Origin of the sequence: Nocardia sp. NPDC058705, assembly GCF_042749305.1 — a bacterium.
Lineage (GTDB): Bacteria > Actinomycetota > Actinomycetes > Mycobacteriales > Mycobacteriaceae > Nocardia.
Genome location: NZ_JBHYRN010000021.1, coordinates 61,507 through 85,197, shown reverse-complemented (window position 1 = coordinate 85,197; position 23,691 = coordinate 61,507). Strand labels below are relative to the sequence as shown.

At 66.0% G+C, this 23,691-nt stretch carries 28 protein-coding genes and 1 tRNA gene; 11 read left to right on the top strand and 18 right to left on the bottom strand.

The window, feature by feature from the left end; genetic code table 11:
• Nucleotides 1-22: 22 nt before the first annotated feature.
• Nucleotides 23-517 carry a hypothetical protein gene (locus ACFW6D_RS22645; RefSeq protein WP_379331107.1) on the bottom strand — a complete coding sequence of 165 codons (495 nt, stop codon included), beginning with the start codon at nucleotides 515-517 and terminating at the stop codon, nucleotides 23-25.
• A gap of 123 nt (nucleotides 518-640) precedes the next feature.
• On the opposite strand from ACFW6D_RS22645, the gene ACFW6D_RS22640 reads away from it, so the two are divergent.
• Nucleotides 641-2,509 carry a TerD family protein gene (locus tag ACFW6D_RS22640; RefSeq protein WP_379331105.1) on the top strand — a complete coding sequence of 623 codons (1,869 nt, stop codon included), beginning with the start codon at nucleotides 641-643 and terminating at the stop codon, nucleotides 2,507-2,509.
• Here the strand turns inward: ACFW6D_RS22640 and ACFW6D_RS22635 are convergent.
• A complete protein-coding gene (locus ACFW6D_RS22635) occupies nucleotides 2,506-2,796 on the bottom strand; it encodes a hypothetical protein (protein ID WP_378637732.1) in 291 nt (96 codons plus the stop codon). The genes ACFW6D_RS22640 and ACFW6D_RS22635 overlap by 4 nt on opposite strands.
• Before the next feature lie 205 nt (nucleotides 2,797-3,001).
• Here ACFW6D_RS22635 and ACFW6D_RS22630 point away from each other — a divergent pair, with 205 nt between their 5' ends.
• Complete coding sequence (locus ACFW6D_RS22630; protein ID WP_194828569.1) at nucleotides 3,002-3,274, top strand: hypothetical protein; 273 nt, start codon at nucleotides 3,002-3,004, stop codon at nucleotides 3,272-3,274.
• A gap of 159 nt (nucleotides 3,275-3,433) precedes the next feature.
• Here the strand turns inward: ACFW6D_RS22630 and ACFW6D_RS22625 are convergent, their stop codons facing one another.
• From ACFW6D_RS22625 to ACFW6D_RS22595, 7 genes are all read right to left on the bottom strand, one after another.
• Nucleotides 3,434-3,922: an FBP domain-containing protein gene (locus tag ACFW6D_RS22625; RefSeq protein WP_379331103.1), complete on the bottom strand. Its 489-nt coding sequence runs from the start codon at nucleotides 3,920-3,922 to the stop codon at nucleotides 3,434-3,436.
• A 92-nt stretch (nucleotides 3,923-4,014) separates the two neighbouring features.
• Nucleotides 4,015-5,241 (bottom strand): VWA domain-containing protein, encoded by a 1,227-nt coding sequence (locus tag ACFW6D_RS22620; RefSeq protein WP_379331199.1) that lies wholly within the window; start codon nucleotides 5,239-5,241, stop codon nucleotides 4,015-4,017.
• 40 nt (nucleotides 5,242-5,281) lie between these two features.
• Nucleotides 5,282-5,902: a response regulator gene (locus ACFW6D_RS22615; protein WP_379331101.1), complete on the bottom strand. Its 621-nt coding sequence runs from the start codon at nucleotides 5,900-5,902 to the stop codon at nucleotides 5,282-5,284.
• Nucleotides 5,899-7,041 (bottom strand): sensor histidine kinase, encoded by a 1,143-nt coding sequence (locus tag ACFW6D_RS22610; protein ID WP_379331099.1) that lies wholly within the window; start codon nucleotides 7,039-7,041, stop codon nucleotides 5,899-5,901. The genes ACFW6D_RS22615 and ACFW6D_RS22610 overlap by 4 nt, the downstream gene beginning before the upstream one ends.
• Nucleotides 7,038-7,844 (bottom strand): ABC transporter permease, encoded by an 807-nt coding sequence (locus tag ACFW6D_RS22605; protein WP_379331097.1) that lies wholly within the window; start codon nucleotides 7,842-7,844, stop codon nucleotides 7,038-7,040. The genes ACFW6D_RS22610 and ACFW6D_RS22605 overlap by 4 nt, the downstream gene beginning before the upstream one ends.
• On the bottom strand, nucleotides 7,841-8,776 hold the full coding sequence (locus tag ACFW6D_RS22600; RefSeq protein ID WP_379331095.1) for an ABC transporter ATP-binding protein: 936 nt from the start codon (nucleotides 8,774-8,776) through the stop codon (nucleotides 7,841-7,843). The genes ACFW6D_RS22605 and ACFW6D_RS22600 overlap by 4 nt, the downstream gene beginning before the upstream one ends.
• 91 nt (nucleotides 8,777-8,867) lie before the next feature.
• Nucleotides 8,868-9,545: a hypothetical protein gene (locus ACFW6D_RS22595; RefSeq protein WP_379331093.1), complete on the bottom strand. Its 678-nt coding sequence runs from the start codon at nucleotides 9,543-9,545 to the stop codon at nucleotides 8,868-8,870.
• A gap of 39 nt (nucleotides 9,546-9,584) precedes the next feature.
• Here ACFW6D_RS22595 and ACFW6D_RS22590 point away from each other — a divergent pair, with 39 nt between their 5' ends.
• From ACFW6D_RS22590 to ACFW6D_RS22570, 5 genes are all read left to right on the top strand, one after another.
• Nucleotides 9,585-10,205, top strand: coding sequence for a TetR/AcrR family transcriptional regulator (locus ACFW6D_RS22590; protein WP_379331091.1), 621 nt, complete (start codon nucleotides 9,585-9,587; stop codon nucleotides 10,203-10,205).
• Nucleotides 10,206-10,273: 68 nt separating this feature from the next.
• Entirely contained in the window at nucleotides 10,274-10,801 is a 528-nt protein-coding gene (locus tag ACFW6D_RS22585) for a nitroreductase family deazaflavin-dependent oxidoreductase (RefSeq protein ID WP_379331089.1), read from the top strand.
• A 24-nt stretch (nucleotides 10,802-10,825) separates the two neighbouring features.
• Nucleotides 10,826-11,581 carry an ATP-grasp domain-containing protein gene (locus tag ACFW6D_RS22580; RefSeq protein WP_379331087.1) on the top strand — a complete coding sequence of 252 codons (756 nt, stop codon included), beginning with the start codon at nucleotides 10,826-10,828 and terminating at the stop codon, nucleotides 11,579-11,581.
• 139 nt (nucleotides 11,582-11,720) lie between these two features.
• Entirely contained in the window at nucleotides 11,721-12,197 is a 477-nt protein-coding gene (locus ACFW6D_RS22575; protein WP_379331085.1) for a DUF1772 domain-containing protein, read from the top strand.
• A gap of 25 nt (nucleotides 12,198-12,222) precedes the next feature.
• Nucleotides 12,223-12,621, top strand: coding sequence for a PPOX class F420-dependent oxidoreductase (locus ACFW6D_RS22570; RefSeq protein ID WP_379331083.1), 399 nt, complete (start codon nucleotides 12,223-12,225; stop codon nucleotides 12,619-12,621).
• 89 nt (nucleotides 12,622-12,710) lie between these two features.
• On the opposite strand, the gene ACFW6D_RS22565 is transcribed toward ACFW6D_RS22570, so the two are convergent.
• From ACFW6D_RS22565 to ACFW6D_RS22550, 4 genes are all read right to left on the bottom strand, one after another.
• Nucleotides 12,711-13,073, bottom strand: a complete 363-nt coding sequence (locus ACFW6D_RS22565) for a DUF6086 family protein (protein WP_379331081.1) — start codon at nucleotides 13,071-13,073, stop codon at nucleotides 12,711-12,713.
• A 26-nt stretch (nucleotides 13,074-13,099) separates the two neighbouring features.
• A tRNA-Ile gene (locus ACFW6D_RS22560) sits at nucleotides 13,100-13,173 on the bottom strand.
• Between the two features lie 360 nt (nucleotides 13,174-13,533).
• Nucleotides 13,534-14,538, bottom strand: coding sequence for a zinc-binding dehydrogenase (locus ACFW6D_RS22555; RefSeq protein ID WP_379331079.1), 1,005 nt, complete (start codon nucleotides 14,536-14,538; stop codon nucleotides 13,534-13,536).
• An 82-nt stretch (nucleotides 14,539-14,620) separates the two neighbouring features.
• The gene (locus ACFW6D_RS22550; RefSeq protein ID WP_379331077.1) at nucleotides 14,621-14,971 is read right to left on the bottom strand and encodes a hypothetical protein; all 351 of its coding nucleotides are present in this window, start codon (nucleotides 14,969-14,971) and stop codon (nucleotides 14,621-14,623) included.
• Between the two features lie 64 nt (nucleotides 14,972-15,035).
• Between ACFW6D_RS22550 and ACFW6D_RS22545 the strand changes: the two genes are divergently transcribed.
• The gene (locus tag ACFW6D_RS22545) at nucleotides 15,036-15,539 is read left to right on the top strand and encodes a hypothetical protein (protein ID WP_379331075.1); all 504 of its coding nucleotides are present in this window, start codon (nucleotides 15,036-15,038) and stop codon (nucleotides 15,537-15,539) included.
• A gap of 5 nt (nucleotides 15,540-15,544) precedes the next feature.
• On the opposite strand, the gene ACFW6D_RS22540 is transcribed toward ACFW6D_RS22545, so the two are convergent.
• The 5 genes from ACFW6D_RS22540 to ACFW6D_RS22520 form a co-directional block, all read right to left on the bottom strand.
• Nucleotides 15,545-17,317, bottom strand: a complete 1,773-nt coding sequence (locus tag ACFW6D_RS22540) for an SDR family oxidoreductase (protein ID WP_379331073.1) — start codon at nucleotides 17,315-17,317, stop codon at nucleotides 15,545-15,547.
• Between the two features lie 31 nt (nucleotides 17,318-17,348).
• Nucleotides 17,349-18,443: a PDR/VanB family oxidoreductase gene (locus tag ACFW6D_RS22535; RefSeq protein WP_379331071.1), complete on the bottom strand. Its 1,095-nt coding sequence runs from the start codon at nucleotides 18,441-18,443 to the stop codon at nucleotides 17,349-17,351.
• On the bottom strand, nucleotides 18,440-19,342 hold the full coding sequence (locus tag ACFW6D_RS22530; RefSeq protein WP_379331069.1) for a metal-dependent hydrolase: 903 nt from the start codon (nucleotides 19,340-19,342) through the stop codon (nucleotides 18,440-18,442). The genes ACFW6D_RS22535 and ACFW6D_RS22530 overlap by 4 nt, the downstream gene beginning before the upstream one ends.
• A gap of 132 nt (nucleotides 19,343-19,474) precedes the next feature.
• On the bottom strand, nucleotides 19,475-20,479 hold the full coding sequence (locus ACFW6D_RS22525; protein ID WP_379331068.1) for a YdcF family protein: 1,005 nt from the start codon (nucleotides 20,477-20,479) through the stop codon (nucleotides 19,475-19,477).
• Nucleotides 20,480-20,790: 311 nt separating this feature from the next.
• Complete coding sequence (locus tag ACFW6D_RS22520) at nucleotides 20,791-21,555, bottom strand: rhomboid-like protein (RefSeq protein WP_379331067.1); 765 nt, start codon at nucleotides 21,553-21,555, stop codon at nucleotides 20,791-20,793.
• 22 nt (nucleotides 21,556-21,577) lie between these two features.
• Here ACFW6D_RS22520 and ACFW6D_RS22515 point away from each other — a divergent pair, with 22 nt between their 5' ends.
• Genes ACFW6D_RS22515 through ACFW6D_RS22505 form a run of 3 tightly spaced genes read left to right on the top strand, consistent with a single transcriptional unit; the run spans nucleotide 21,578 to nucleotide 23,651 of the window.
• Entirely contained in the window at nucleotides 21,578-21,889 is a 312-nt protein-coding gene (locus ACFW6D_RS22515) for a plasmid stabilization protein (protein ID WP_379331066.1), read from the top strand.
• Nucleotides 21,890-21,910: 21 nt separating this feature from the next.
• A complete protein-coding gene (locus ACFW6D_RS22510; RefSeq protein WP_379331065.1) occupies nucleotides 21,911-22,870 on the top strand; it encodes a TIGR03557 family F420-dependent LLM class oxidoreductase in 960 nt (319 codons plus the stop codon).
• Nucleotides 22,871-22,892: 22 nt separating this feature from the next.
• Nucleotides 22,893-23,651, top strand: a complete 759-nt coding sequence (locus ACFW6D_RS22505; RefSeq protein WP_379331064.1) for a DUF72 domain-containing protein — start codon at nucleotides 22,893-22,895, stop codon at nucleotides 23,649-23,651.
• Nucleotides 23,652-23,691: the final 40 nt, after the last annotated feature.

Genomic DNA, 23,691 nt, shown 5'->3' with positions numbered 1-23,691 from the left:
GGTCGGTGCGACCTTCGCGAAATCAGCGCCGACGGCGACCGCGCTTCTCCGGCTCCGGTTCCGGCGCGGGTTCCTCGCCCCCACGCCCCGTGATCCGCCCCAACAGCCCGACCCCCGGCAGCTTCGCCACCGCACCGAACACATCCTCACCCAGCGAAATCATCGCCTCGAGCCGCGGCAACAACCGGTCATAAGTGGCGAACACCGGATCAGCCAACGCCAACGTCCGATCCAGCCGATCGATAGTGCTGTTGAGCCGCTCGACCGCGATCGACAGGTTATCCACCAGATCCGGCAACTGCGCCGCCAACTGCGCCGAAGCAGGCGGCAACCGCACCGCCGTATCGAAGGCATACCCCGCGGTCTGCTGAGCGGCATCAATAGCCTGCCCCGCCGCCGCCTGCGCAGCCCCCACCGCCGCCTGCGCCGCCGACAGCAAATCAGCCCCCGGCACCTTCCGCCCCTGCGCCGCCGGAGCAGGTTCCTCCGCGCGCCCCCGTTTCCTCGGGTTCGTCATAACACCACTGTGCCGCAACCACGCCCCCGGTGCAGGGATGAGCACCCCACTCCGGGCTTCGTGTCCGGTTCCGCGGCAGCACTCCACAATCCTGTCGGACCTCCATGACATCATGCGAACACCATGGAACTACGCAAGGGTGCGCACGCGCCGGTCCCGACATCGCTTCTTGCCGTGGTCGTTTCATGGCGGTCGGCGCATACGGTGGACGCGCATGCCCTGCTGGTCACCGAGTCGGGCCTGGTCCGCGGCGACCGCGATTTCGTCTTCTTCAACGCACCCCGCCACGCCTCCCAGGCGGTGACCCTCGACCAGGAGCCCGCCCCCGGCACCGCGCGGCTGAGCATTTCCCTGCCACGCACCGAACCCGACGTGGCCCGCATCGTCGTCAGCGCGTCCCTCGACGACGCCACCTTCGACCAACTCCCCGACCTCACCCTGACCGTCCACGCCGCCGACGGCCCGATCGCCCAGTTCACCATCGACAGCATCGAAGACGTCCAGGCGATGATGTTCGGCGAGTTCTACCGCCGCGACGGGCAGTGGCGGTTCCGCGCGATCGGCCAGGGTTGGTCCGGCGGGTTGGCCGGGCTGGCCACCGAATTCGGCGTCACTGTGGACGAACCCGCCGGGCAACCCGGCGCCGGGACCGCTGACCGGACGAGAGTGCCCGCGCGATCGTTCCAGACCAGCTCCGCCGACGCCTCGCATCCCGACGGTCGAGGCGCGAGCGCGCCGTCCCGACCCGACCCGACGACGACTACCGAGCCCTCGACGATCGATCCGGCCGATGCGCACCGGGACCGACACAGCCGGACCACAGTCCCCGGGTCTCCGGATCCCGCGGCCCGACCACACGCCGGACCACCGTCGACCCGCCCACCGGCCTTGTCTCGCCGCGTCATCGACGTCCCACCCCCACCACCGCAGGACCCGGACCTCGCCGACTGGCACCCAGACCCGGAAACCCCCGATCAGCTCCGCTGGTGGGACGGCGACGAGTGGACCGCCAGCGTCCACACCCACATCCACGACCACCGAGCCCGCTGCCCCCGTTGCGGAAATCCCCTGCGGCGCAAACTGTTCGGCGGCCATGGCCAATGCAAGAACTGTGCCGAGGAGATCGAGGAATTCCTCACCCACTGGCGCAACCGGGCCAGGCGCGCACTCGCGGGCCCCGGCACGATGTCGCAGGAGTGGATCGACGTGTGGGCCGCCCTGCGCTTCCAGCGCATCGACGAGCAGCGCGGCCGGACACTACTGCGCGAGGCGGGCCTGACCCAGGTCGAACGGATGGTCGCCTTCGCCTTCGCCGACGGTGAGGTCTTCGCCGAGGAGCTGGAGGCCTTCGAACATGTCGTCAGCGAGCTGGCACTGTCGGGCCCCATCGTCGACGATCTGCGCCGCCGAATGCATCGCGGCCGCACCCTGTCCCGCCTGCGTGCCGGCGAACTGCCCACCATCAACACCCCGGGCCTGCACCTGGACCCCGACGAACGCGTCCACCTCGATCTGCCCGCCGTCCACGTCCGCATGCTCGCCCGCGGCCCGCGCAACACCGAGGGCCGCCTGATCGGCAGCTCCAAGAAACTCCGCTTCGTCGGCGACGGCACCGGCATCGAACTCCCCTGGAACCGGGTGGTGTCGGTGCATCCAGAACACGGCACCGTCGTGCTCGCCGCGACGTCCGCGCGCGGCGGGGCGACCTTCGGCGTCGCCGACCCCGACTATGTGGCGGCGGCGCTGGAAGGCGCGCTGCGCGTATCGAAACGCCTGGTCCTCGCGCCGGGACAGCGTGACAGCCGCAGCATCTCGCAGGATGTGAAAGCCCAGGTGTGGCAGCGCGACGGCGGCGCGTGCGTCGAATGCGGCGACGGCCACTACCTGGAGTTCGATCACATCATCCCGCTCAGTCGCGGTGGTGCGACGAGCGCGACGAACCTGCAGATCCTGTGCCGGGCCTGCAATCGCGCCAAGGGCGCGCGAATCTAGCCGAGAATCGCGTTCATGATGGTGCCGCCGCTGGTGGCGACCACACCGCCGATCATCGCGCCCGCGATCATCTTCGGCGACTCCATCGCGCTGCCGTTCCACTTCTCCCAGGCGAACTTTCCGCCGGCGACGGTGATGGCGAGCACTCCCGACAGGATCATGAACCAGGTCAAGTACTGAACCATTTTCATGATCTTGTCCGACAGCGGAGGCGCTTCCGGCGACGGATTACCGATCTGCGCGTACGTGGTGATGGTGTCGGCCATCGACGTCAGAATGATGCTCATAGCCTGCTCCCCTATCGCGTGCCGCGAAGTGCGTTCCAGCGCTGTCGTATTCGATCGTGGTCCAGGATACGGGCGCGAACCCCCTGCACACCAACAAAACCGATCGGTACGGTCGACTTGGCACCGACGCCACCGCACCTGACCGGATACCATCGGTGCAGAGTTGATCGTCGTTCCGTCCCTCCGAGCTACCGAGTGAGACCCCATGTTTCTGGCCGCCGTCACCGATACCTTGGCGCAGATCGGCAATCCGACCCCCGAAGCACCACCACTGGCGAACAAGATCATGCAGATGGTCAGCTATCTGACCTGGTTCATCCTGTTGTCCGGCATCGTCGCCATCACCGTCGCGGGCGGAAAGTTCGCCTGGGAGAAATGGACCGGCGGTGCGATGCAGTCACCGAAGATGGTCGCGGGCGCGATGATCGGCGGCGTCGTCGCCACCAGCGCGGGCACCATCATGAACGCGATGCTCTAGGTTCCTGCTCCGCTCGGACCGGTCCGGGATCGCCCCGGGCCGACTCGACCGGCAAGGAACACCCGAGTTCTGTTGGTGTTCAACAGAACTCGGGCCCTTTGGGTTATCGAGTGTCGGCGCACAGCATCTACCTCCTGTCGTGTCAGCGCGTCGGTTCTACTACGTGTAGAGCCGGTCCACGAAGGCGTTCAGGTTCTCCACCACCCGCTGCGCCTTCTCTTCCGGTGTCAGATCCTCGCGATACCGGCTGCCCATCGAGGGCCGCTTCTTGTTGCGCGCATACAGCGAGCAGGCCAGATCGGTGCACATGTAGCTGCCGACCGTGTTCCCCTTGCGCCCCGACTCACCGGTTTTGCTGGCGGTCATCAGCGAGACACCGCCGCCTGAATGCGTGGTGAGGCAGATCGTGCACATCTGCGACTTGCCCGACCCGCCGGTCTCGTGCCGCAACGCGATACTGACCAGCCCGTCGGCGCGCGGCACCGAGATATAGCAGCGCCCCGCGTACGACGGGTCGGTCCAGCCGAGGAAGTCGAGATCCTCCCAGGGCCGTTGCTCCAGGTCACGCGGCACGTTCAACCGCTTCGCGTCACCTTTCGAACAGTTGACGAACGACGACCTGATGTCGCGTTCGGTGATGGGTTCCATGAGCTCGTCCTTTCAGTTTGCCGAACAGCAAACGGTAGACACGCTAACGATCCCTCCGATCAGTGACAACCGGATTTCCCATGGTCCATAACTTAGGAGCCGACGATCCCCGCGGTGCGGGCGGCGCGCAGCCAGTCCGGGAATTCGCTGAGCAGCAGCCGGTAGAGCTCGGCGTCGTCGACCTTGTCGATGTCGTCGAGGGCGAAGAAGCCCGCGTTGTCGACGATGCGGCCGTCGAGTTCGTCGAGGGTGCGCAGGACGCCGAAGTTGGCTTTGCCGAGGCCGATGAACTGCCAGAAGGCGGGCAAGTGGGCGGCCTCCCGCATCAGGGCGGCGATCTCGCGCTTCTTGGCGAAGCCGCCGTCGGTGAAGAACAGTACAAGGGTCGGCTCGGTCAGGGTGTCGATGATCGCGCGCATGATGGGCAGTTCGTCGTTGCGTCCGCCGATGGCGTCGTAGTCGATGCCCGCGTGGGTGCCCTTGAGGTGAAGGTGGGTCTTGGCCCACTGTTCGGCGCTCGCGACCGTGATGTCGGGCAGTTTCGCGTAGGTGAGGGCGTAGAGATAAGCCTCGAGCGTGCCGTCGTCATCGAGCTGGGTGGCGACCGGGACCATCCGCTCGACAACCCGATGCACGGTGCCCACGTTGTACATCTTCTGCATGCTGCCGGTCTTGTCGATCACCAGCACCACCCTGGCCCTGGTTCCGAAAGCGCTCTTGTCGATCAGCACCTTCGCGACCTCACGCTTGCGCATGTCCAGCTTCTGCCGCTTCTCGAACGACAGCGCCGCCTCGCCGGGGACCGTTCGAACCTCCGCGACGACTTCCGGCTCGTCGGCGACGCTCACCCCGTGATCGGTCACCAGATCGGCGAACCCGCCCGCGTACCCCTGCCCGACCGCACGGACCTTCCACTCCTGGCCCCGCCTGTACAACTCGAGCGCGATCACCACCGACTCGTCAGCGAGCCCGTCGATCACATACTCGTGCAACACATTCCCCGCGCGATCAGCGACCAACGCCACCGGCGCAGCGGCCTTTCCGAACGTATCCCCTTGCGCCGCCACAGTGACCACCGCGCGAATCTGCGCGATCTCGCCAGGAACGTCCGAGAGTGACACCTCGAGTCCGGTGCCGTCGAGCCGAACACCCGGCGCCTGTGGCTGATTGAAGAAGACGAAGTCGGCATCCGAGCGCACCTTGCCCGCATCGGTCACCAACAGCGCCGAGAGATCGGCCGCGACCCCGCCCCGCACCGACAGCACCACCTCCCCCGAAACCAAGCCCGCATTCTGCCCTTTGACCAGCGCAGCAGCCATCGTCATCCCTCTCATCGCACCGTAACGCCCCACACCCTAGCTAGATCCAGCCCTTCTCACGGGCTTTGAGTGCGGCCTCGTAGCGATTGGACACCCCGAGCTTGGACATGGCCGAGGACAGGTAGTTGCGGGTGGTGCCCGGCGAGAGGTGCGCGCGTTTGGCGATGTCCTCCACGGACGCACCGTCGGCGGCGAATTCGAGCACGTCGGCCTCACGGGCGGTGAGCACGGTATCGCCCGCGCTGATCGCCTCGGCCGCGAGTTCGGGATCGACGTAGCGACCACCGTTGTGCACCGACCGGATCACCTCGGCCAGCGTCGCCGCCGAGGTCGTCTTCGGCAGGAACCCCCGCACACCCGCGGCGAGAGCACGCTTGAGGTAGCCGGGCCTGCCGTGACTGGTGACGATCAAAGTACCTGCGCCAGGGGTGATTCGGAGCAGTTCGATCGCGGTGTCGATGCCGTCGATGCCCGGCATCTGCAGGTCGATGACGGCCACCGCTACCGGCGCACCTTCCTCGGCCCTGCGACGCCACGCGTCAACGAGTTCGGCGCCGGAGCCGACGTGGGCGATGACCTCGAGGTCGGGTTCCAGGCCGAGCATCGTCGCCATCGCGGCGCGGATCAGGGTTTCGTCGTCGGCGAGGAATACGGGAATCACTGATTCTCCCAGTGGATTTCGAGGGCGAACTCGTCGCTGGAGGTGGTGACGTCGAGGGTCGCGCCGACGGCGGCGAGTCGTTCGCCGAGACCGCGCAGCCCGGATCGTTCACCGATCGCGCCGTGAGGTCGATCGTTGCGCAGCGACATGCCCGACCCGCCGAGCGTGAGCGTGGCGGTCGTCGCTGCCGAGTGTTCGACGATATTGGTCGTGCCTTCCCGCACCACCCAGGCCGCGACTTCGTGAAAGGCCGTTGGCACCTTGGCCGCATCGCCTTCGACGACGAGTTCGCAGCCCGCCGCCGACAGCAGCGACCGCGCCCCGGCCACCTCACCACGTAGGTCGATATTGCGGTAACCGCGAACCAGGGTGCGCATCTGCCCCATCGATTCGACCGCCAGCATTCGGACCTCTTCCATCTCCGACATCGCGCGATCGGTATCGCCTGCCCGCGACAAGGCCATCGCCAGTTCGCTTTTCACCGCGATGGCGCTGAAGCCTCGCCCGACGACATCGTGCAGGTCGCGTGAGAACCGCAGCCGTTCCTCTGCCACCTGTAGTTGCGCTTCGACGCCTTTGGTCCGTTCCAATTCGTCGATGATGCCGAGCGCCCACACGGTGAGCAGCGTCAGCACGATCGCGAAAACCCCCGCGAGCAGCAACGACACGATCCCCCGCGCGCTCGCCCGCAGCGGTGCGCCGAGCACCAGCGGGGTCGCGACGCTGAGGGCGATCAGAATCCACCACTTGTGCCGGGTGAACGGGATGACGGAGAAGATCGTGAGCAAGGCCGCGGACATGCCGACAACGCCCGCGCCGGTGGCAGTCGATTCGTCGTCGGCGAGTTGAGCGACAGCACCGCTGACCACCCAGATCGCGGCCAGGATCGCAGCAGCTACCGGCAGCATCCGCGGCCGCGCCACCACACCTGGGACGGTAGCGAAGTCCGGTTGCGCCTCCACCGCGACCATCGCCGCGATGCCGCCGACGACGATCACGAGCACCGCGGGCGCCGAGTCCGCCGCGACTGCCAATGCGACGACCAAACCGGCGATGGCCGACTGGAACGTGAGCCGCGAATAGAGCCGGTACTTGGCCGACCCCGGCAACTCGTGCCACCAGGCGGTCACGCGCTTCACCCGCGATCGTCCCAGCGGAAGCTCTTGCGGGTCAGCACGAGCGCCAGGACTGTCCATAGCGCCAGTGTCGCAAACGGTCGGCCGGATGCGGTGACGGTGTCGGCAAAGCTGAGCGCCGAGTCGGAATCCGTCGATAACTTGCCCGCCGCGCCGAGCGAGATCAGGTCGGAGACGGCGGCGAAGGGTGTCCAGTCGGCCATCTGCGCCAGCCGGTCGGGCAGTACGGAGCGGATCGAGGCCAGGCCGAGCATCGCGACCATCATCACCGGCAGCGAGGTGATCTGCGCGGCCTCCGCGTTCTTGGTGTACGCGCTGGTCGCCAGGGCGAGCAGGGTGAACAGGACGGTCCCACCGACCAGCGCGACGATGATAGCGAGGGGGTTGACCGGCATCGGCGTGCCCGTGCCGTACACCACTGCGGCGACGACCACAGTGGTTGCGGCAGTCATCACGGCCCCGGGGATGGCGGGCGCGAGCTGGATCTGCCAGTCGGCGGCCTCCCCCGTGCGCAACCGTTTCAGCACGCCCTCGCTGCGGCGCGTGGTCACCATCGACAGCACGGAGTAGTACTGCACGAACAGCAGGGCCATCAACGCCAGCATCTCGAGCGCCACCGCGGCCATCGCCGTCGTCGGTTCGGTGTCCTTGCGGGCAATCAGGAAGGTGGCCAACGGGATTCCGATCGGAAACGCCGTCGCCATGTAGACGAGGGTCTTGTTGCGCCGGAACTGCAGCCACTCCGCCTTGGCCAGCGCGGTGACGGGTCGGCGGCGAAATCCGTTGGCGGGCATGGTGATGGTCATCGTGTCGCTCCGATCAGTTCGGGTGTGGTTGCCGGGTGGCCTGCGATATCGAGGAACACCGACTCCAAGGACGCGGCGCGCGCCTCGAGTCCGGTCAACTGCACTCCCGCGTCGCGTGCCCAGCCGAGCAGCTCGAACAGGTGTCCTTGTAAGTCGTTGGTGCTGACAGTGACTCGTGCTTTCGCGTCCACGCGTGCGTCTCGGAGGTGCGGCACCGGCAGGCCGGGATGGTCGAACGCGATGCGCGCCGGATGGTCGTCGACCAGGTCGCGCAGGGTGCCGCTGCGCGCGATCGTGCCCTTGTTCATGATGGCGATGCGGTCGGCGAGCGCCTCCGCCTCGTCGAGATAGTGCGTGGTGAGCACCATCGTCACCCCCGATGCTTTGAGGTCGGCGAGCAATTGCCATGTCCCGTGCCGACTTTCCGGATCGAGACCGGTCGTCGGCTCATCGAGGAACAACAACCGCGGCTGCCCGAGCAGCGCGCACGCCATGTCGACCCGACGCTGCTCACCACCCGACAGTGCACCGACCCGCACACCGGCCCGATCGGTCAGGCCGACCTGCTCCAAGACCACTTCAGCGGTGGTCGGATCACTGCACGTCCCGCGCCACATTTCCAACGTCTCGGCAACGGTCAGTTCAGCAGGCAACCCACCGGACTGCAACATGATCCCAACCCGCGCCCGAACCTGATCCCGATGCTTACGCGGATCCAACCCGAACACCTCGACCTGCCCCGCCGTCGGCGCGACGAGCCCCTCGAGCATGTCGAGCGTCGATGTCTTACCGGCCCCGTTGGTCCCGAGCAGCGCGAAAACCTCGCCCTCGAGAACCTCGAGATCCACTCCCTTGACAGCTTCGAAGGCGCCGTCGCCGCGCCCATATGTCCGCCGGAGCCCCCGAGCGGTGATGACGTCTGCGTTTCTCATGCCTTCTACGGTGCTCTCAACGACGCACCACCAGTAGTAAGCGCAGTCACCGATCCCCTATGCGATTCGCATGGGTCGGCCATGACATAAGTCATCGGCCTCCGCTGGTGCGGAAGAGCGCCACGCCGTAGGCGACGAACCAGACCGCCCACAGCAGCCAGCCGGACAAACCGATCAGACCGAGTGGCCCGTCATGGTCGATGATCATCGACGCAATAGTCGCAGCGGTGAATTGCAGTGCGGCAGCGAGGAATCCGATGGCCGCGTGCCAAGGCCGCACCAATCCCCCGAGTCGGCCCGCAATGGTCAGGCCGACCAGCGCCGTCGCGAGAAACGTGCCGTTCAGCGCGAGCAGTGCGTCTTGCAGTGCCCATAGTGCCGCACCTTCACCGTTCGAAGTGCCGAGGGCATAACGGATTCCGATGATCACGGCGAAAGTCGCGTTCTGCAACAGCAATCCGGCGAAGCCGACCAGCGACCACCCCGTACCCGCTACCCGCTCAGCCGGTCGCAGTGCCGCCAGCACACCGGCGCCGAACAGCACTGCACAGAACCATCCCAGCGGCACCGGCGCCATCGCCAGTGCCACGAGGTCACGGTGGTCGACGAAGAACGCGACGGCAGTCTGTGGGTCCGAACCCGGCTTCGGCAGTCCGGCGGGTGCCAAGATCAGATTGGACCCCAGGATGACCAGCGCGAACCCGATGCCTGCGATCCCCGCGACCCGCCGAAACGCCGCATCGCTCGACAGATTAGATTTATTGCTCATATTTTGAATATACGTACCGTAAACCGAAAGGGGAACCCCTTGACCGCCGATCCGCCCCGCCGCCGCTACGACTCACTGCGCCGGAGTCTCCAAGCCCAAGCGACCAGCGCCGAGATCGCCCAGGCCGCCCGCCGCCTGTTCGTGGAACGAGGCTGGGCCGCCACCACAGTCCGCGACGTGGCTCGCGAAGCAGGCGTCTCCGTGCCCACCGTCTACTCCGCCTACGGCAACAAAACCGGCCTCATCCAGGCCATAGTCGACGCCGCCGACCTCTCCGCCGACGCACCCCGAATGCTCGACGCCCTCGAATCCGCCACCGGCAACCCCCGAGCCCAACTGGCCGCCATGGCCGCCTACGACCGCCGCCTCTACGAACGCGCCGCCGACGTCATCGCCCTGATCCGCGAGGCAGGCCGCACCGAACCCGCCCTCGCCACCACCTACACCGACGCCCGCCACCGAGCCGACCGAACCCGCATCGAGGTCTTCACCTCCTGGCCCCCCGCCACCCTCCGCGAAGACCTCGCCACCTCGGTCGACATCTATGCCGCCCTCTGCACCATCGACGTCTACACCACCCTCATCACCGAACGAGGCTGGTCCCCCGACCGAGTCGAATCCTGGTGGACCACAACCCTTGCCCGCGAACTCCTCGCCTGACGATTCGCCTGTCCGTCAGCAGCAACAGGTCTACTATCGAACGTAGTAGATCAAACTCAGGAGGGGCGATGAGCAATTCGAACGAAGCCGATCCCGGACGTGGTGCCGAACGGTCGTCGATGGCCCGCATGGTGGAATCGGGGTCACGATTCACGAGCAGTCACGGGATCTACCTGGGCCGCCGATCGACGAAACTCCATGTGGCCCTGTACCGCCGGACCAACGGGCGAATCGGCGGCCGCTTCCCCGCCTTCCCGGATGCCCGAATCCTGCTCCTCGACCACGTCGGCGCCAGGACCGGGATCCACCGAACCTCACCTGTCATGTACCACGCAGACGGCGACAGCTTCGCCATCGCCGGATCCAAGGCAGGCCAACCAACCCACCCCGCCTGGTTCCACAACCTGAAAGCCAACCCGGACACCACAATCCGGATCGGCGCGGACGTCCACCCAGTTCGAGCTCGGGTTGCGACCGAAGCCGAACGAAACCGCCTGTGGCCGAACTTCGTCGAGGCTTTCCCGAGCTACGACTTCTTCCAACACAATGCAGGAAGCCGCACGATCCCGATCGTGATCCTCATGCCGCGCAGGTGATTCCACTGCGTGCATGATCGAAGCATGAGTTTCACCGTGGCCTACTTGCAGTACGCCGGATCAGGCCCGATGCGGCACGAAGAGCAACTGCTCACCGAGGGCCTCGCAAGACTCGACATTCCGATCCGCCACTACAGCCTGAAACGTATCCAGCGCAGGCAGTTGGCTTTGGGGCCAGACGTTTTTATCGCCGGGGACATGGATGCGATGCACGGTGCGATGCGCCAGCTACGTATCCCGATACCGCAACCCGACGACTACCCAGAGGCGCTTCGCGAGTTCCTGGGACGGAAGGTTTGGCCATCGACCCTGGGCGAGATCGAGCGGGCGATGGACAGCGCCTGTGCCACACCAGTTTTCGTCAAGCCCGCAGAGCGGCGAAAGAGCTTCACCGGCACCGTTTGCTACTCGGAACGCGACTTCGCCGCCTGGGGACGTGCCAGTCGGCGCCAGCGCGTCTGGTGCTCGGAGGTCGTCGCGTGGATTTCCGAGTACCGCGTCTACGTCATCGACCAGCGGATCGTCGCCGTCGACCACTACGACGGTGACAACTCCGTGCCGCTGAACATGGAAACAGTCGAATCCGCGATCACCGCCTACGGCCGTTGCGACACCGCACCCAACGCCTACGGCATCGATTTCGGCGTCTTGGCCAGCGGCGAAACGGCACTCGTCGAGGCCAACGACGGCTACGCCCTCGGCGCCTACGACATCGCCGCGGACCAGTACACCGAACTACTGATGAACCGATGGAGCGAACTGCTCACCTCGGAGGCATGACCGACGGCGTGAGGCAGAGGGATTCCGCGAGAGGTGCTCCGCCGCTGAAATCTAGCACCGCTAGACAGTCTAGCTAGCAGCTGTTACCGTTGCTCTTGGTTCTAGCAGTGCTAGCATAATGAAGGGGAGCCGAAATACAATGCTCATTCTCACCGGTCAGCTCGTCGCCGTCGTCGCCGTTCTCGCCAATGCCGTCATCTACGGCACCGATATCTGCGCGGCCGCGATCATGCGGTCCGTGTACCGCAAACTCGACGACGCGACCGTGACCGTGAGTGCAGGATGGGGTCACCACTACGGCGACAAGCGGATGCCGATTTTCGGGGCGGGCGGGGTGGTGACCGCGGTCCTCACGCTGGCGCTCGCGCTGGTGGCCGGCCAGACCGGCGCCGCCATCGCCGCCGGGATCGCGGTGGCAGCCCTGTTCACCTGGCTCGCCCTCTACGTCCGCATCGCCAAGCCGATCAACACCCAGCAGACCGCCGCCGCCCGAACCGGCATCATTCCGCCCAATGCCCGTGCGCTGCAGGACAAGTGGGACAGCATCCTGAAGTACCGCATCACCCTGCAGTTCATCGCCATCGCCGGCCTGTGCGCCACCCTGATCCTGTTCTGATCTCAACACCCGAGGAGTACCCGACATGACCTACACGACCAACGAACAGCAGTTCCTCGCCGAGGCCGGAATCGGCCGTCTCGCCACCGTCTCGCCCGACGGCGTCGTCCAGAACAACCCGACCAGCTACCGGGTGAACGACGACGGCACCATCGACATCGGCGGCATGCGCATGCTCACCACCCGCAAATACCGCAACGTCGAAGCCGGCAGCCGGGTGTCCTTCGTCATCGACCAACAGATTTCCTTGGAGCCCTACGAAATTCGCGGCATCGAGATCCGCGGTACCGCCGAGGCACTCCCCGACGAGAAGCCGCCGTTCCCACACCAGGAACCCGCCATCATCCGAATCCACCCCGACCGCATCATCTCCTGGGGCATCGACGGCGGCTCCTTCGACTTCACCAGCCGCGGCGCTCAATAGCGCGGGCCGCTCTCGCACCGACGCGTTGTGCTGCGCGCGAATTGTCGACGCGGGACGCTGATTTCGATGATGACGCCTGCCGGTCACCATCAACGTGCCATATGACGGTCCAGCCGATGCGCACACTCGCGAACACCAGAGTCCCGAGCGAGTAGGCGCCACGCCACATCAATACCTGCCCGCTCAGCAATAACGGTCACGGTCGCGATGAAACCGTCGGACAGCACCTGGACGACCGCATGATCGGTGCCTGCGCGCCAGGTCAACAGAGCAGCGACGAACTCTTCGAGCACAGCAGGCGTGATCTCACACTCGTCGGCCTCCATCGGTCCGATCCCCGAGGGCACACCGAGTTCCTCCTCGAACGACCGGAGTTGGCGCAAGAACAACCGCGAAGCACCGTTCGACGGATTCCAGACCGTTTGCCCACCCGCCTCGAAATACTGACTCACGTTGCGCTCCAGGTCAGAAGGGAGAGTGGGGCGGGTGGGGCTCGAACCCACGACCAGCGGATTATGAGTCCGCGGCTCTAACCGACTGAGCTACCGCCCCTCGCCGCGGGGGTCTCCGCGGGCGAGTCGCATGGTACCCGGCGGAGTGCGGGGTTGACCACTTGGCGCGGTGGTCGTGTCGGGGTACAGGAACGGCGATCGGGGTCGCGGCTTCGAAACGAAGGCGCGGCGACCGATCGCCGTTGTGTGTTGCACCCGGGGTATGGGTTTACGAGCGTGAAGCTCGCTGGCCATCCCGTACTCGTACGTCACGCTCGTGACGTTCGATGTTGCCCCCTGGGTTGCTGGCCAACTTGATCACTCCGGCTACCAACAACAGAACCGCGATGATTACCGCGATGATTATGATTCCCTGCACGGAACATAACTTAACGTGTATTCCGTTGCGGCGCTTGATACTTTACAATGACGCGCCGACCGTCAATAAGGTACGGCCGAGGGCGGTGCGGTTCTCGATGGCGGCGTGCGCCTGCCGCACCTGGTCGATCGGGAAGGTTTGCCCGATAACCACTTCCAGCGCGCCTTCCGCGACCGCGGATTGGGCACGGTCGGTGATGCCGACCCAGTCGACGTCCTTGCCTACGATATCGAACAGGCCGAGTACCGTGACACCGCGCGTCATCGCGGCGTCGGTGTCGCCGTGAGCGAAATCACCTGCGGCAGAGCCATATCCGAGAAACAGGCCCTTGTCGGCGGCGGCAGTCAATGCCGCCCCGCCGATCTCGCCGCCCGCACCGTCGAAGACGACCGCCGCTCCCCCGCCGGTGATCCGGCGGACTCGCGCTTCCCACCCGCCATCCGAGTAGTCGATAACCTCATCAGCGCCCAATCGTGTTGCGAGCGCAAGCTTTTCCGTGCCACGCGCTGCCGCGACAACATGCGCGCCGGCCGCGACCGACAGCTGAATGAGTAGCGTGCCGAGTCCACCCGCGGCGGCGGTGATCAGCACCCACGAACCCGGTTGCACTGCAGCCCTGTCGAAAACGGCAAGGGCAGTGCGGCCGTCGTGAGCGAGCCCCACGGCTTGCTGCGTCGTCAGTCCGCTGGGGATCTCGGTGAGAGTGGCGGCCTTGGCGAGGGATTTCTCGGCGTAGCCACCGATGGGCAAGCCGCCGCCGATGCCGCTGGCGGCGGTCTGGGTGACAACGCGCTTGCCGAGCCAGGCGGGATCGACCCCGGCGCCGATCGCGCTGACCACGCCACCGATCGCACCGCCGGGGACGTACGGCGGGCTCAGCGGAAAGTAGTCCTGGCCCCATCCGCTGCGCAGCCGGGTGTCGAGGAACATCACGTCGGCGACTTCGACGTCGACGACCACTTCGGACGAACCCGGTTGTGGCGCGGGAAGTTCCAGAACTTCCAGCACCTCTGGCCCACCGAATTCCTTGACCTGCACTGCACGCATGGCGACTCCCTCGTGGTGTTGACCGTAGGAGTCAAGGATGGAACCTCGAGTCGAGTTCAGGTCAAGTGAACTGGGACCCAGGTCACGAACCGCCGCCACAGCTGCTACTGCTTCCACCGCCACAGCTGCTGCTACTCCCGCCGGAGCAACTGCTGCTACTCCCACCGCTGCTGCTTCCGCCGCCACAGCCACTACCCCCGCCGCAACCACCGTTCGAACCCCCACCGCAGCCGCCCGACGGTGCGCCCGGATCCCACGGTTGACCCGAGGTCCCGTCGACGTAACCGACCATCCCCGCCGACCCCGCCACCCACCGGCGATCCAGCGGCCGCTGCGGCTGACTCACCTTGCGGATCAGCAGCACGACGGCCGTCACCACCACACCGATCCCCACCACCATGAAACCGAGCACGATCACGAGCGTCATCACCATGTCCGCAGGCTAACCCCCGAACGGGTTCGCAGCACCCCCACCTCCAGTGGCCTTACAGTGAATTGTGGCGTTCTCTTTCCCGCGAACCGGCAGACGGCAAGTCGACCTCCCCACCGTCGACCGCGCCGTCGCTGCCCTGCGCTTCCCCGAGGCGATCTTCAAGACCTCACCGTGGCAACCCCGCGATCTCGTGGAAACCGGTCTGCGCCAATGGTTGCGGTGCTGCGGTGCCGCCATTCGCGACGATCAGGTGATCGGGATGCCCTCGCACGCGGTCGACGAGGCGTGGCACGGCTTCATCCTCTGCACCCAGCTCTACGCGAACTTCTGCGAGCAGGCGTACGGACGTTTTCTGCACCATTTCCCTGAGGGTGTCGGGGACAGCAGCCAGAATCACGGCACCATGGTCGAACAATTGGGCCGCACCGTGGTCGCCTGGTCGCTGGTGGCGCGACCGGACGAAGAGTGCGTGCTGTGGGACCTGGACCGAAAAGTCGGCGTCGAGGACCCATGGGGCGTGGACGCCCGGCACGTTGCCGCCGTGGAGGAGCAACTGCGCCGGACGTAACCGACTCAGACCAGCTTCATCCGCCGCGCCGCGAAGCGCACCGCGCCGGGGGCGATCCGGTTGAGCCGGTACTGCACCCACGATTCCGGCGTCACCGGCACGATGTCGCGCCCGGTCCGCACGGCCTTGACGATCTGCGCCGCCACCCGGTCCGGGGTGTAGCCGCGTCGCTGGTACAGCTTGTCGAACTTCTGCTGTGTGACCGCTTCTTCTTCGGCGGAGACACCCGAGATACGGGTGGTGGCAACGATATTGGTGTGCACGATGCCCGGGCACACGGTCGAGACCGAGATGCCGCGATCGGCCAGTTCGGCACGCAGGCAGTCGGAGAACATGAACACCGCCGACTTGCTGGTGGCATAGGCGGCCATGTCGCGCTGCGGGCTGTAGGCGGCCATGCTGGACAGGTTCACGATGTGCCCGCCGAGACCGCGATCGGCCATCGCCGCACCGAATGCCCGGCACCCGTTGACGACGCCGCCGAGGTTGATGCGCAGCACACGGTCGAACTCCTCCGACGGCGTGTCGAGGAACCCGCCTGCCTGGCCGACACCGGCGTTGTTGATCAGCACATCGGGCACCCCATGCGCGGCGATCACCTCGTCGGCATGCTCGCGCACCGCGTTCTCATCCGACACGTCGAGCGAATAGGCGTGCGCCACAGCACCTTCAGCGACGATGAGCTCCGCAGTGGTCTTGGCTGCGAGCTCGTTGACATCGGAGACCACCACTTCGGCACCGAGTCGCGCGAAGGCCAGCGCGGTCTCGCGGCCGATACCACTACCCGCACCGGTGACAACCACGAGCTTGTGTTCGAATTCTCTACGCGCAGTGCCCACTTCGGCCCTGGACAGGCCGCGCGAGACGCCGACGCCGTCGAGCGCGTCGATCAGCTCGGTGGTGGCGGTGGCGAGGAGTTCGGGATGTGAGAACGGCATCCAGTGTCCGGCGGGCACGTCGCGTCGCCACAGCCGATCGGTCCGTTGGGCGTAGTCGTCATAGCTGGCGGGTCGGATGGCGACATCGCGCCCGGCCACGATCAACTGCACGGGGACCTCGGTGTGCCGTTCGCGCGGAGACAGCATGCGCTGCACAATGTTCGCGCGGTAGATGAGCAGCCCGTCGACCATGTCACGGCGGAACGTCGGCCCCAGTTTCACGTTGGCGGCGGAGGTGTCGTTCATGACCGACACCGCACGCTGCCAGACCTTTTCGGTGCCGATGGAGTTGAAGGTGGCACGTGGCAGGCCTGGGAGCATGAAGAAGCCGGTGTAGGCCGAGGACATGAGCTGGGTGATCGGCTGCCACACATTGCGCAGGGTGGGCCGCGAAAGCCGCGCGCGCACCCATTTGCCCACATGATCGAGGTTGGGTCCCGACACCGAGGTGAACGAGGCGACGCGCTGCGCGGCCTGCGGCTCACATACCGCTTCCCACAGTTGAATCGAACCCCAGTCGTGGGCGAGCACGTGGACCGGGCGCTCTGGGCTCACCACGTCGATCACGGCGTAGAAATCGCGCGCGAGTTCGTCGAGGCGGAAGTCGTCGGTGCGCTGGGTGCGGGTGGATTCACCGTGCCCACGGGTGTCGTAGGCGACCACGTGGAAGCGGTCGGTGAGCAGCGGGATCACCCGGTCCCACAGGTGGTGGGTGTCGGGCCAGCCGTGCACGAGCACGATGGTGTCGGCCGTCGGGTCACCGTATTCGAACACGGCGATATCGAAATCACCGCTGCGGACGGTGCGCTGGTTCGCGGGCTGCGGACTGTCGTTCGTCATGATCTTTCGGGCTCCTTGTTCAACAGGGAAATCACAGGTCGAGCACCAATCGCTCACCGCGAGAACGGGATACACAGGCCAGCATGGCACCCTCGGCGTGGTCGGCATCGGAAAGCGCGGTCTCGCGATGGTCCGGTTCGCCCGAGCGAACCCGCACCACGCAGGTGCCACAGAACCCCTGCCTGCACGAGTAGGGCTGGTCGGGGCGGGAATCGAGGATCGTGTCGAGCACGGTGCGGTCGGCGTCGACGGTGACCACCGCACCGGTGGAGGCGAATTCGAGCTCGAACGGGGTGCCGTCGATGATCGGCGGCGGCGAGAATCGCTCGAAATGCAGTTCCACGTCGGGCATTTCACGTACGGCTACGACGATCGACGAGGTCATCGGGGTCGGGCCGCACGCATAGACCGCGGTGCCGGGACCGACACCGGCCAGCAGATCCGCCGCGGCGGGCAGGCCGTGCTCGTCATCGGTGCGCACGAGGACCTTCGCGCCGAAGCTTTCGATCTCGGCCAGGAACGGGATGGTGTCGCGACTGCGCCCGCTGTACACGAGCGTCCACGGCACACCGAGCCGGTGTGCGAGCCGGGCCATCGGCAGGATCGGGGTGATGCCGATGCCGCCGGCGACGAAATGCAGTCGCCGCGAAGGTGATCCGTGGCCCGGCACGGCGAATGGGAAGGCATTGCGCGGCCCGCGCACCACCAACCGGCTGCCGACGGGCAGCGCGTCGTGCACCTCGATCGAACCGCCACCGCCAGCGGGGATGCGCCGCACGGCGACCCGGTAGGCGCGCTCGTCCGCGGGGTCGCCGCACAGCGAATACTGCCGCAGCCGACCCGACGGCAATTCCAGATCCAGATGCGCGCCGGGATGCCAGCGGGGCAGCACACGGCCGTCGGGGGCCTCGAGGCGCAGACTCACCACGTCCTGGTCGTGCGCTTCGATCCGACGGCCGGTCACCACCACGGGCAGTCGGCGGTCGTCGACGCGCGAGCGCAGATCACCGCGGTTGACCAGCGCGCTCCAGCGCAACCGGGCGGCCGCGATGGCATCGATGATCTTGATCGCGGGATCGTGGCGGTACTTGCCGTAGAGGTCGGCGGGGATGTCGCGCACAGTCACGAGGCCGCCGCACGGGCACCGGGCGAGGCGGCCAGGTACGCGATGGCCTGCGCCGTCGAGCCGACCGATTGCGGGCTGTAGCCCGGCTGGAACGTCGACAGCGCACTCACCAGCAGCGACGGAACGCCGGGCAGCGCGCCCCGCCACATCGCACCGAACACCCCGCTGAGCAGGCGCGTGTAGCCCCGATCGGGCAACTGCGGATCCTGCTGCACGAGGAATCGCGCGCCGCGCACCAGCACGACGAGGAAAATCGGGAAGACCAGCGTCATCGACGCGCAGCGACGGATGTAGCCGACCCCGAAATACTCCGCGACATCGTGGGCGACATTGCGATGCTCGACCTCTTCGGCACCGTGCCAGCGGAACAGGTCGACCATCCGCGGATCGGCGCCGAACTGCTCCAGGTCGGCATTGAGAATCCAATCGCCGAGCCAGGCGAAGAAGTGCTCGAGGCAGGCGATGAAGGCGAGGCGTTCCACCAGCATCTGACGCCCGGCGCGATCGTCACCGCCGCGCGGTCCGAGCGAGATGCGGAACAGGTATTCCATCTGGCGCAGATACGGGCTCGCGTCGACGTTGTGCGCGGTGAAAACGTCTTCCAGGACCTGGCCGTGGGTTTGCGCGTGCATCGCCTCCTGCCCGATGAAACCGAGCATGTCCTCGCGCAGCTTCTCGTCCTTGACGTAGGGCAGGGCCTCACGATAGGTCTCGATGAACATGCGCTCACCCTCGGGCAGCAGCATGTTCAGCGCGCTGATCAGATGACTGGCGATCGGCTCGGCCGACATCCACTGCAGGTCGACGCCCGACCAATCGAAGGCGACATTGCGCGCGTGCAGCGCGACCGTGCCCGGATCGACCTCCGGATTTCGGGTGTTCCAGCGAAGTAACTTCATCGATACTCCTCGATCAACCGCGCACGTCAGCGACGTGCTCGAGGATGCGACGCTGCATCCTGCCCGGCACTTCGAGGATACAACTATCCAGTACGTCTGGTAACACTTAAATCGGGTAACACCAAGATTGGGTCAGTGCGCCGCACCGTAGATCGCCAGCGCGACCGGGCCCGCCGCCAGCAGCGCGCACATCACCGCATTGAGCACCTTGTGCTCGGCCAGGATCCCGACGTACTCGCGCAGCAGGGCACTGGGCAGGTAGTAGCGCGCGGTCGGAGCGCCGACCGCCTGGGCATCGATGCCGACCGAGCGGGCGAGCAGGGCGGTGCGCAGCACGTGGAAATTGCTGGTGACCAGCAGGATGCGACTGTCGATGCCCTGCCTGGCGAGCAACTGCCTGCTGAACACAAGGTTCTCGCGGGTGGTCGTCGAGCGGTCCTCCTGCATGATCTCGTCGGCGGGCACGCCGTGTTCGACGAGGTAGGCGGCCATGGCCACACTCTCGGCGACCTTCTCGTCGGAACCCTTGCCACCACTGGTGACCAGCAGCGGCGACGGGCCGTGGGCGCGATCCACGCGCCAGATGCCCATCGCACGATCGAGCCTGCTCGCCAGCAGCGGCGGCACCCGATCACCGAGCAGGCCCGAGCCGTGCACCACGATCGCGAGGGCGTTGTCGGTGCGAGTCACCCAGCCGTAGACCACCGAATAGAGCAGGAACGCGACCAGCACGAAGCCGAGGTACGCAGCAACCAACACCACTGCCAGCAGCAACGCCCCGAGCACGAACCACTCCGAGACCACCGCCCAGACCAGCAGCGCATACGGAATCAGCAGTGCGACGCCGAGCCCGAGCGAAAGCAGGTTCGCCACCCGCATACCCTCGCGGCGCAGCATCACCACGCCGTTGAGCATCAGCAGCCCGGCCAGCACCAACACCAACAGCGGCGACAGCGCGAGACCGAAGAAGAACAACAGTTCGGCGCCCTCTCCTTCGGCGCCCGAGCCGACCAGCCCGGAACCGACGAACAGGATCCCGAGCAGCAACAGCACGCCGTTGCTGAATCGGCGCCGCTCCTGACGGAAGCACAGCGCGAACACACCGAGCAGAACCACACCTATAGCCAGCAAGATCACCCGGCCACCTTAGCCGCAGCATCGACCCACATAGCCAGGCCCAGACAGATCGATCGCTATGTTATTGCTAACACAAATTCGGGTACCCCCGATATACGCGGATAGAAGCCCCGCTACCAGCAAAAAGGCCTCTTCTGCACCCAAAATTCCAAGGCAGTCGACCAGTTTGCTGGACCGGCTAGAAGGAGGGAGGTGAGCGACGATGCTTTTCGATTTCTTTCTTTGGGTTCTGAACGCCTTTGTCGATTTCTTCGTCTGACCTTCAGGCCGGACTGTGATGGCGCCCACCAGCGGTGGACGCCATCGCCGCGTCATCGGTCGTCCTCCCAACCCCGTAAACCCGAGGCCCAGCCACTGCCTCGCCCTCGGGTCAGCGGATAACACGCGAAGCCGATCAACGCCGCCCCCGCGTGCCCAACATCGGTGAACGTCCGGTACACGAAAACCGGCGGCAGACAGACCAGTAGTACGCCGAGCACGTACGGCACCCGCCACGGAAGAACCACACGGTAGGCCAGCACCGCCGCAACTCCCGCGAGCCCGTAGCTGACTCCCACATCGAGTGCGAACGCCGCTCGCTCGGGAGCTTCGTCGTGGCGAATCGCCCACAGCAACAGTCCCTGGCTGAGATAAGTGGCCCCAACATGCGCGAGCACGACAACGGCTAGCCATCGCAGCGTGCCGAGCCACCGTTCGGCATTCGCGTGCACGAGGCTGAACAGCACGGCGTATACCAACCACCCGCCGCCATCGGTCCAGAACGCGCTGCCGATCAGCACACGGATCGGGTCGTCACCGAGGTGATCGAGGTTGGTCGAGCGGTGCCCGAGCCAGATCCTGGCTTCCTCAGGTGAAAGGCCCTGCTGAATTGCGGTGGTCACGCCGAGCGCGACCAGCCACAGGTAAGTACCCGGGGCGCTGCGAATCCACCGCCATACCCCCTCGGCGGCCGTCCGGACGGTGCCCGAAGCGCTCACCACGTCAGTGTGCCAGTCGCCGATCACGGTTCCGGTCATCCTCGCCCGGCCGTTGTTTCCGCTGCCGCGCTCCGGGTAGGCGGCAATCAGAGCCGTCATCCCGATCGAGAAGGAGCAGACGATGCCCCAGCAAGCGTGGAGCGACAAGCGCGAACGCCAGTACAAAGACATCAAGAAATCCGAACTCGACCGCGGCCGCAGTAAGAAGCGGGCCGAGGAAATCGCCGCCGCCACCGTCAACAAGACCCGCGCCGAGCACGGCGAAACCAAGTCTGGAAAATCCTCCGGTTCCGGGTCAAAGCGCGGCGGTCAGCGCGCCCAGGGCAGCGGCAAGACCCGCGATGAGCTCTATGACGAAGCCCGTCGCCGCAATATCGACGGCCGTTCCAAGATGAACAAGCAGGAACTGGCCAACGCTCTCGGCCGCAGCTGACCCCACTGCGAAAGGTTCGCCATGCAGCTCGGATTCAAATTGTCCGCCGAGGCATTCGGCCCGAAAGAGCTTGTTCGACAGGCAGTTCGGGCCGAGGAAGTCGGCTTCGATTTCGTCGAGATGAGCGATCACTTCCACCCGTGGCTCGACAACCAGGGCCACTCCCCTTTCGCCTGGACGGTCCTCGGCACGATCGCGGCCGAAACCGAGGAAATAGGCCTCGCCACCGGCGTGACCTGCCCGATCATCCGCTACCACCCCGCGATCATCGCCCAGGCCGCCGCCACCACCGCCCTGGTCTCGGACGGGCGATTCACCCTGGGTATCGGTTCGGGCGAGCGGCTCAACGAGCACATCGTCGGGCACGAATTTCCGCCGGTGCTGATCCGGCAGCGAATGTTGCGCGAGGCGCTGGAGATCATCCGGTTGCTGTGGCGCGGCGGCTATCGCAGCTACTACGGCGAGTTCCTGGAACTATCGGACGCGCGGGTATTCGACCTGCCGGAGACACTGCCGGTGATCGCGGTGGCGGCGGGCGGCCCCAGCGCGGCGAAGATCGCGGCCGAACTCGGCGACGGACTGTTCGCCACCGAGCCGGATCCTGAACTCGTGCAGACATTTCAGCGAGAAGGCGGCTCAGGTCCGCGTTATGTCGAAGTGGGAGTCGCCTTCGCCGACAACGATCGCGAAGGCGCCGAAGCCGCGCTGTCGACCAATCGCTGGTCGACCGGCGGCTGGAAGGTGATGAGCGAACTACCCAATCCGGCGAATTTCGCCGCCGCGACGACCACGGTGCGAACCGACGACATGCTCGAATCCTTCATCTGCGGCAATGATCCGAAACGGTACGTCGAAGCAGTGCGCAAGGCCGTCGACGCGGGTTTCGATCACGTGGTGTTGATGAACGCGGGCCCGGATATGGACGCGTTCTTCGATTTCTACAGCAGCGAACTCGCACCATTGCTGCACTCGGAAATCTGACCCGTGCGCCAGTAGCGCCGAAATGACCATGCACGTCGGCACGTCCGGCTGGCAGTACCGCGATTGGCGCGGTGTGCTGTACCCGCCTGGCGTGCCGACGCGGCTGTGGCTCGAGCATTACGCGCAGGCATTCGCGACGGTCGAATCGAACAATGCGTTCTATCGACTGCCGAGCCGGGAGAATTTCGCCGCGTGGCGCGAACGCACGCCCGCCGGCTTCGTCATGGCGGTGAAGGCGAGCCGCTATCTCACCCACATCAAGCGATTGCGCGAACCCGAAGAACCGGTGCAACGATTACTCGATCACGCTGCGGGACTTGGTGATCGGCTCGGCCCGATCCTGCTCCAACTGCCGCCGACCCTGCGCGCGGACGCCGACCTCCTCGACAACTGTCTGCGCTGTTTCCCCGCAAAGGTGCGGGTGACAGTGGAACCTCGCCACGATTCGTGGTGGACCGATGAGATCCGCGACGTCCTGACTACCCGCAACGCCGCCCTGACTTGGGCAGATCGCGATTCCCGGCCGGTCACACCGCTGTGGCGGACCACCGACTGGGCGTATCTGCGCCTGCACGCGGGCCGTGCCACTCCCCTGCCGTCCTATGGCAGGCACGCACTGAACAGCTGGGTGCGCCGACTGCTGGACACCTGGTCGCCCGACGACGACAGCTACGTCTATTTCAACAATGACCACGGCGGTGCGGCGGTCCGCGATGCCGTCACCTTCGCCCATCTCGCGGCGGCTGCGGGCGCGGACGTCACCCGGGTTCCCGACCTGTGACAGCAAAAACCCCGCCCCGGAATCGAATCCGAGGCGGGGT

Bases quoted from the DNA above. Each gene is read 5' to 3' on its own strand.
- ACFW6D_RS22605 (WP_379331097.1), bottom strand. From the start codon at position 7,844: ATGACCATCACCATGCCCGCCAACGGATTTCGCCGCCGACCCGTCACC.
- ACFW6D_RS22540 (WP_379331073.1), bottom strand. From the start codon at position 17,317: ATGACGAACGACAGTCCGCAGCCCGCGAACCAGCGCACCGTCCGCAGC.
- ACFW6D_RS22600 (WP_379331095.1), bottom strand. From the start codon at position 8,776: ATGAGAAACGCAGACGTCATCACCGCTCGGGGGCTCCGGCGGACATAT.
- ACFW6D_RS22595 (WP_379331093.1), bottom strand. From the start codon at position 9,545: ATGAGCAATAAATCTAATCTGTCGAGCGATGCGGCGTTTCGGCGGGTC.
- ACFW6D_RS22530 (WP_379331069.1), bottom strand. From the start codon at position 19,342: ATGAAGTTACTTCGCTGGAACACCCGAAATCCGGAGGTCGATCCGGGC.
- ACFW6D_RS22580 (WP_379331087.1), top strand. From the start codon at position 10,826: ATGAGTTTCACCGTGGCCTACTTGCAGTACGCCGGATCAGGCCCGATG.
- ACFW6D_RS22630 (WP_194828569.1), top strand. From the start codon at position 3,002: ATGTTTCTGGCCGCCGTCACCGATACCTTGGCGCAGATCGGCAATCCG.
- ACFW6D_RS22570 (WP_379331083.1), top strand. From the start codon at position 12,223: ATGACCTACACGACCAACGAACAGCAGTTCCTCGCCGAGGCCGGAATC.
- ACFW6D_RS22575 (WP_379331085.1), top strand. From the start codon at position 11,721: ATGCTCATTCTCACCGGTCAGCTCGTCGCCGTCGTCGCCGTTCTCGCC.
- ACFW6D_RS22585 (WP_379331089.1), top strand. From the start codon at position 10,274: ATGAGCAATTCGAACGAAGCCGATCCCGGACGTGGTGCCGAACGGTCG.
- ACFW6D_RS22645 (WP_379331107.1), bottom strand. From the start codon at position 517: ATGACGAACCCGAGGAAACGGGGGCGCGCGGAGGAACCTGCTCCGGCG.
- ACFW6D_RS22635 (WP_378637732.1), bottom strand. From the start codon at position 2,796: ATGAGCATCATTCTGACGTCGATGGCCGACACCATCACCACGTACGCG.
- ACFW6D_RS22505 (WP_379331064.1), top strand. From the start codon at position 22,893: ATGACCATGCACGTCGGCACGTCCGGCTGGCAGTACCGCGATTGGCGC.
- ACFW6D_RS22625 (WP_379331103.1), bottom strand. From the start codon at position 3,922: ATGGAACCCATCACCGAACGCGACATCAGGTCGTCGTTCGTCAACTGT.
- ACFW6D_RS22555 (WP_379331079.1), bottom strand. From the start codon at position 14,538: ATGCGTGCAGTGCAGGTCAAGGAATTCGGTGGGCCAGAGGTGCTGGAA.
- ACFW6D_RS22520 (WP_379331067.1), bottom strand. From the start codon at position 21,555: ATGACGGCTCTGATTGCCGCCTACCCGGAGCGCGGCAGCGGAAACAAC.
- ACFW6D_RS22515 (WP_379331066.1), top strand. From the start codon at position 21,578: ATGCCCCAGCAAGCGTGGAGCGACAAGCGCGAACGCCAGTACAAAGAC.
- ACFW6D_RS22510 (WP_379331065.1), top strand. From the start codon at position 21,911: ATGCAGCTCGGATTCAAATTGTCCGCCGAGGCATTCGGCCCGAAAGAG.
- ACFW6D_RS22550 (WP_379331077.1), bottom strand. From the start codon at position 14,971: ATGGTGATGACGCTCGTGATCGTGCTCGGTTTCATGGTGGTGGGGATC.
- ACFW6D_RS22640 (WP_379331105.1), top strand. From the start codon at position 641: ATGGAACTACGCAAGGGTGCGCACGCGCCGGTCCCGACATCGCTTCTT.
- ACFW6D_RS22620 (WP_379331199.1), bottom strand. From the start codon at position 5,241: ATGGCTGCTGCGCTGGTCAAAGGGCAGAATGCGGGCTTGGTTTCGGGG.